The sequence below is a fragment of the Streptomyces sp. genome, assembly GCF_031178505.1.
GTDB classification, from domain to species: Bacteria; Actinomycetota; Actinomycetes; order Streptomycetales; family Streptomycetaceae; genus Streptomyces; species Streptomyces gulbargensis.
In genome coordinates this window covers 1-6409 of the sequence record NZ_JAPSIW010000399.1, presented here as the reverse complement: position 1 = coordinate 6409, position 6409 = coordinate 1, and the positions used below count along the sequence as shown (strand labels likewise).

At 70.9% G+C, this 6409-nt stretch carries 7 protein-coding genes and 2 pseudogenes; 8 read left to right on the top strand and 1 reads right to left on the bottom strand.

Features of this window, described 5'->3' with window-relative positions; genetic code table 11:
• The 5 genes and pseudogenes from RIF68_RS23345 to RIF68_RS23325 all read left to right on the top strand — a co-directional run.
• On the top strand, positions 1-930 hold a 930-nt coding region (locus tag RIF68_RS23345; protein ID WP_309053246.1), incomplete at its 5' end, for a DUF6421 family protein.
• A 44-nt stretch (positions 931-974) separates the two neighbouring features.
• Positions 975-1736: an SDR family oxidoreductase gene (locus RIF68_RS23340; protein ID WP_309053245.1), complete on the top strand. Its 762-nt coding sequence runs from the start codon at positions 975-977 to the stop codon at positions 1734-1736.
• Positions 1733-2812, top strand: coding sequence for a low specificity L-threonine aldolase (locus RIF68_RS23335; RefSeq protein WP_309053244.1), 1080 nt, complete (start codon positions 1733-1735; stop codon positions 2810-2812). The genes RIF68_RS23340 and RIF68_RS23335 overlap by 4 nt, the downstream gene beginning before the upstream one ends.
• A gap of 82 nt (positions 2813-2894) precedes the next feature.
• A pseudogene (locus RIF68_RS23330) lies at positions 2895-3262 on the top strand (hypothetical protein).
• 25 nt (positions 3263-3287) lie between these two features.
• Positions 3288-3980, top strand: a complete 693-nt coding sequence (locus RIF68_RS23325; RefSeq protein ID WP_309053243.1) for a phenylalanine--tRNA ligase beta subunit-related protein — start codon at positions 3288-3290, stop codon at positions 3978-3980.
• Between the two features lie 72 nt (positions 3981-4052).
• Here the strand turns inward: RIF68_RS23325 and RIF68_RS23320 are convergent, their stop codons facing one another.
• Positions 4053-4775 (bottom strand): lysophospholipid acyltransferase family protein, encoded by a 723-nt coding sequence (locus tag RIF68_RS23320; RefSeq protein ID WP_309053242.1) that lies wholly within the window; start codon positions 4773-4775, stop codon positions 4053-4055.
• A 309-nt stretch (positions 4776-5084) separates the two neighbouring features.
• On the opposite strand from RIF68_RS23320, the gene RIF68_RS23315 reads away from it, so the two are divergent.
• The 3 genes and pseudogenes from RIF68_RS23315 to RIF68_RS23305 form a co-directional block, all read left to right on the top strand.
• Positions 5085-5396 carry a thioredoxin family protein gene (locus tag RIF68_RS23315; RefSeq protein ID WP_309053241.1) on the top strand — a complete coding sequence of 104 codons (312 nt, stop codon included), beginning with the start codon at positions 5085-5087 and terminating at the stop codon, positions 5394-5396.
• A gap of 197 nt (positions 5397-5593) precedes the next feature.
• The gene (locus RIF68_RS23310) at positions 5594-6118 is read left to right on the top strand and encodes a flavin reductase family protein (protein WP_309053240.1); all 525 of its coding nucleotides are present in this window, start codon (positions 5594-5596) and stop codon (positions 6116-6118) included.
• Between the two features lie 198 nt (positions 6119-6316).
• Positions 6317-6409 (top strand): annotated as a pseudogene (locus RIF68_RS23305) (electron transfer flavoprotein subunit beta); the annotation flags it as partial.

Genomic DNA, 6409 nt, shown 5'->3' with positions numbered 1-6409 from the left:
CGCTACGACAACCCGCTCTTCTGCGGCATCACCTTCGAGGACTTCACCAGCGGGTACGACACCCACTCGGCCGTCCTCTTCCCGGAGACCATCGCCGTCCGCGAGGCCCCCGAGCGCTTCACCTGGGGCGGCATCTTCTGCGACCGCGAGGCCGCGCGCTTCCGCAAGGTCACCGAGGCCGCCGTCGACATCCTCGGCCTCGACCTGCCCGAGGACATCGCCGCCATGCTGGACGACCAGCAGCGCTGCGAGCAGGCCTTCGTCCTCTGGGACATGGTCCACGACCGCACCCACAGCCACGGCGACCTGCCCTTCGACCCCTTCATGATCAAGCAGCGCCAGCCGTTCTGGATGTACGGCCTGGAGGAGCTCCGCTGCGACCTCACCGCCTTCAAGGAGGCCGTGAAGCTGGAGGCCGAGGGCAACACGCACGGCCGTGACGTCCAGTACGCCGTCCTCTTCGACCGGATGTTCCGCTTCCCGGTCTCCGGCGACCGCAACCGCAACTACGACGGACTGGGCGGCCAGCTCCTCTTCGCGTACCTCCACCAGCACGACGTGGTGCGCTGGACGGACAACACGCTCAAGATCGACTGGAAGCGGGCCCCCCAGGTCACCAACCAGCTCTGCGCCGAGATCGAGACGCTCTACCGCGAGGGCATCGACCGCCCGAAGCTGGTCCACTGGTTCAAGGCGTACGAGCTCGTCTCCACCTATCTCGCCCCGCACCCGGGCTCGAAGTGGGCCAAGGGGCCCGACGCCCTCGACCTCTCCCTCCCGCCGCGCAAGCTGGTGGACGACGTGCTTCCCGACGAGTTTCCCCTCAGCATGTTCTTCGAGGCGCTCGCCAAGAAGCTCAAGGGCGTGATCGCCGACACCAAGGGCATCACCGCCGCCGACGTCGCGCCGACCGCGCGGGTCGCCGCGTGAGCGCAGTCACCGAAGACCCCCGGCACACGGAGGAGGCCACGCCCATGAAGGCGAACGGAAACGGCGGAGCGCTCGACGGCGCCGTCATCGCGGTCGCGGGCGCGGCCGGCCCCGCGGGCCGCGCGGCCCTGCTCCGCCTCGCCGAGGCCGGCGCCACCGTCGTCGGTTCCGACGCCGACCCGGCACGTCTGGCCGAGGCGGTGGACGCCGCCCGGTACGCCCACGGCGGCGCCACGGTCGTCGGCGACACGGTGGACCTCCTCGACCTCGGCGCCACCCGCGACTGGGCGGCGAAGACCGAGAAGGAGTTCGGCCGGATCGACGGCCTGGTGCACCTCGTCGGCGGCTGGCGCGGCAGCCCCTCCTTCACCGAGACCGACCTCAAGGACTGGGACCTCCTGGAGAAGCTCCTCGTCCGCACCGTCCAGCACACCTCGCTCGCCTTCCACGACGCGCTGCTCAGGAGCGGCGGCCGCGGCCGGTACGCCCTGATCAGCCAGGTGGGCGCGCACAGGCCGCAGCACAACAACGCCGCGTACAACGCCGGCAAGGCGGCGGCCGAGGCGTGGACCCTCGCCATGGCGGACTCCTTCCGCAAGGCGGGGGGCGACGAGGGCCCGCAGGCGGCGGCTGCGATCCTGGTGATCAAGGCATTGGTGCACGAGGCGATGCGCGCCGAGCGCCCCAACGCGAAGTTCGCGGGCTTCACCGACGTCAACGACCTCGCCGACGAGATCGCCGGCCTGTGGGACAGGCCCGCCCAGGAAGTGAATGGACAGCGTCTGTGGCTGACCCCCAAGCCGTGACCGCGGCTCTCGGCCCCAGGACCGACGCACGTCGTCACCACGACCCGTCGGTCCGGGGCTTCGCCAGCGACAACTACGCCGGCGCCCACCCGGAGGTCCTCGCGGCCATCGCCCTCGCCAACGACGGCCACCAGGTCGCCTACGGTGAGGACCAGTACACCGAGCACCTCCAGCGCGTCATGCACAGCCACTTCGGTCCCTCGGCCGAGGCCTTCCCCGTGTTCAACGGGACCGGGGCCAACGTCACCGCGCTCCAGGCGCTCACCGACCGCTGGGGCGCCGTGATCTGCGCCGAGTCCGCGCACATCAACGTGGACGAGGGCGGCGCGCCGGAGCGCATGGGCGGCCTCAAGCTGCTCACCGTGCCCACCCCGGACGGCAAGCTCACCCCCGAGCTGATCGACCGGCAGGCCTGGGGCTGGGACGACGAGCACCGGGCGATGCCCCAGGTCGTCTCGATCACCCAGAACACCGAGCTGGGCACGGTCTACACCGTGGACGAGATCCGCGCGATCGTGGACCACGCCCACGCCAAGGGCATGAAGGTGCACCTCGACGGCGCCCGGATAGCCAACGCCGCCGCCTCGCTCGACGTGCCCATGCGCGCCTTCACCAACGCGGTCGGCGTGGACGTCCTGTCGTACGGCGGCACGAAGAACGGCATGCTGTTCGGCGAGGCCGTCGTCGTCCTCAACCCGGACGCCGTCAGCCACATGAAGCACCTGCGCAAGCTGTCGATGCAGCTCGCCTCCAAGATGCGCTTCGTGTCCGTGCAGCTGGAGGCGCTGCTCGCCAAGGACCTGTGGCTGCGCAACGCCCGCCACGCCAACGCGATGGCCCGCCGCCTCGCCGACGGCGTGCGAGCCGTCGACGGGGTGGAGATCCTCTACCCGGTCCAGGCCAACGCGGTCTTCGCCCGCCTGCCGCACGAGGTCAGCCGCCGGCTCCAGGAGCGGTTCCGCTTCTACTTCTGGGACGAGGCGGCCGGTGACGTGCGCTGGATGTGCTCGTTCGACACGACGGAGGACGACGTGGACGCCTTCCTCCAGGCGCTCAAGGAGGAGATGGCGCGCTGACGCCACCCCTTCTCCTGCATGATTATGCGGCCGGATGGAAATTCATTGATTTCCTCCGGCCGCACGCCTATGCTCGCCGCGCATGGAACTCGTCCAGCGGACTCCCGACCTCTCCGCCTACCTGGCCGCCGGTGAGGCCGTGGACCATGAGCACCCGCGCGTGCGCGAGGGGGTCGCGCACCTCTCGGAGCGACATCCGGGCGCATACGCATACTCCGAAGCCGCCTACGCGTTCGTCCGGGACACCATCCCGCACTCCCATGACGCCGGTGACCCGCGCGTCACCTGGCGCGCCTCGTTCGGGAGCGGCTGGCGTGGGCCGTCCGCCCGGAGTTCAATGAAGTGGACTATCCGGTGCTCTACACTGAACCGCATCCGGTGGTCCTGCGCGCCTTGAAGGAGGCGCCCGACCGGACGCACCTCTGGCAGACCCTTCCTTCGGAACTGTGACGTCCCGAAGACCGAACGGCGGAACATGACACCCACGCTCACCGTCTCCGACGAGGTACGCGCCCTCGTCCCCGGCTTCACCCACCTCGCCGTCGAGGCCCGGGGCCTCGTCAACGGACCCAGCGACGCGACGAGTTCGGCGCTCCTGGACGAGGCGGTACGACGCCTCACCGACCACCTCGGCGGGCGGACCCCGGACCAGGATCCCCATGTCGCCGCCTGGCGGTCCGCGTACTCCGCCTTCGGCGCCAAACCCTCCCGCACCCGCAACTCGGCCGAGGCGCTGGCCCGCAGGGCCCTCACGGAGGCCGGGCTGCCCCGGATCAACCGGCTCGTCGACGCCTACAACGCGGTCAGCGTCGCCCACCTGATTCCCGTCGGCGGCGAGGACCTCGGCAGGATCCAGGGCGGCATGAGACTGGTCCGGGCCACCGGCGAGGAGCCCTTCGTCACCGTGGCGGGGGGCGAGGACACGGTGGAGCACCCGGAGCCGGGTGAGGTCGTCTGGTGCGACGAGGCCGGGGTCACCTGCCGCCGCTGGAACTGGCGCCAGGGCCCCCGGACCCGGATCGACGAGGACACCACGGACGCCCTGTTCCTGCTGGAGTCGCTCGCCCCCATGAGCCGCGACGCACTGCTCGCCGCGGGCGCGGAGCTGGCCGGATCCCTGCGGAAGGTCAGCCCCGGGGCGCGGATCACCGTCCTCGACCCGGCGTGAGGGACCGGCGCCCGGCCGCGCCCCGGCCGGCCTTCCCGGCCGGCGCGGCCCCGGCCCGGGGACGCGCCCGCGTCAGCCGGCTTCCTTGACCTGGGCCGGCGTCGGAGCCGTACCGCCCAGGTGCGCCGGGATCCACCAGGTGTCGCCGGCGTCCTTGGGGCGTACCGGGTAGGCGCGCTGCGCCGCTTCCAGGAGCTCCTGCACCCGCTCGCGCAGCCGCCGGGTGATCGCTCCCGCGTACTGGTCGGCGGGGGCCTCCACCGGCTCGCCGACGCGGATGGTCACCGGGATGTGGCTCCGCCGGAAGTTCCGCGGCCGGCCCTTGGTCCAGATCCGCTGCGTACCCCACAGGGCCATCGGGATCAGCGGCACGCCGGCCTCCTGCGCGAGGCGCGCGGCGCCGGACTTGAAGCTCTTGAGCGTGAACGACTGGGAGATGGTCGCCTCGGGGAAGACCCCGACGATCTCCCCGGCCCGCAGCGACTCCAGCGCGTGCTGATAGGCGTGCTCGCCCTGCGAACGGTCCACCGGGATGTGCTTCATGCCGCGCATCAGCGGCCCCGAGATCTTGTGCCGGAAGACCGAGTCCTTCGCCATGAACCGCACCAGGCGCTTCTGCGGGAGCGCCGCGAGTCCGGTGAAGATGAAGTCCAGATAACTGATGTGGTTGCTGACGAGCACAGCACCGCCGGTCTTCGGGACGTGCTCCGAGCCCTGGCTGTCGATCTTCAGGTCGAGCGCCTTGAACAGGGTCTGGGCGGCGCCGATGACCGGACGATAGACGAGTTCTGCCATGGGAAGAGGAACCCCTTCTTCAATGCCTGGGGAGGGCTCTCCCGGCGAAGTTACGCGGCCGTAGGTTTTCGGCTTTGGGCAGATCGTGCCCCAAGTACGGCGCCATAACCAGTCCACGTGGCGTCGTAGGGGGAGATTCTCGTCACGCCGGGTCCCCGTGGCGGGAAACGAACCCTCCCGTGCGAGGCTGATCGGCGGGAATCATGAGCGTTCGGAAGACGCTGAACCTGGTCAGGACTCCCGGGCACGCCCGGGAGTCCGGCCGACGGCCGAAGACGGAACCGGGGAGAACGGGGAGAAGGGGACGGCATGACGGAGGTACTGGGGCCGGAGGCGCTCGGCGCCGAGCTGGGGGAGCGGGCCACCCTCGTCCAGTTCTCGACCGCCTTCTGCCAGCCCTGCCGGGCCACCCGCCGCACCCTGGCCGAGGTGACCGCCATGGTGCCGGGCGTCGGCCACGTGGAGATCGACGCGGAGGAACGTCTCGACCTCGTCCGTGCCCTCGGCGTCACCAGGACCCCGACCGTCCTCGTCCTCGACCGCTCCGGCCGTGTCGTCCGCAGGGCGGCGGGACAGCCGCGCAAGGCCGATGTCATCGCCGCGCTCGGAGAGGCCGTCTGACGCCGTGACACTCCTCCCACATCCCGGTACGCACTTGACTGCCCCGACCACGCGTCGTCACCCTGACGGGGTGCCTCAAGAACTCCTTCTCCACCGCCGGGTCCACCTCGACCTGGCGCGCCACGCGAGCGCGCGCTGTCCGGGTGTCTGACGCCCCCTGGACCTGCCGCACGCCGCCCCCGAAGAAGGACAGTTCCATGACGGCTTCCCCCGAGCTCCGTACCGTTCCCACCCTCGGTGCGCCCCGGCAGGCCTCCCCCGATCTCCTCCGCTCCGTCTTCCGCCGGCACGCCGCCGGCGTCGCGGTCGTCACCGCGCACGGCGAGCGGCCCGTCGGCTTCACCGCCACCTCGCTCACCTCCGTCGCCGCCGACCCCCCGCTCCTCTCCTTCGGGGTGGGTACGGGCTCCTCCAGCTGGCCCGTACTGGCGGAGGCCGGGCACGTCGGCGTCCACATACTCGGTGAGCACCAGCAGGACCTCGCGGCCACCTTCGCGCGCAGCGGCGCCGACCGCTTCGGCGGAGGGACAGGCTGGAGCCGGGGGCCCGAGGGTGTGCCGGTGCTCGACGGGGTCCTGGCCTGGCTGGTCTGCCGGGTGATCGCCCGGGTGCCGGCCGGCGACCACCGGATCGTCATCGCCGAGGCGGTCGCCGGAGACCCCGGCGGGACGGGCCGGCCGCTCCTCTACCACCAGGGGCGCTTCAACGCGCTGCGTGACTGAGAGTTCCCGTACCCGGGGCACTCCGGGCGTTGGCAAGGTCACATGCCTGAGCGCTTGCTCAGCGGTAACGAACTGGGTGTACTGGCGAGTAATATCTCGGTGGGGCACCGGACGCCCTGACCGGAAACCCGCCCTTCAGGCGCCTATGCTGCGAGCAACAAGGCAGCCCAGTTATGACGATGCAGTAGGAGAGCCGGCGTGAGCTTGAGGATCGTTGTCTGTGTGAAGTACGTGCCCGACGCCACCGGCGACCGGAAGTTCGCGGACGACCTGACGGTCGACCGTGACGAC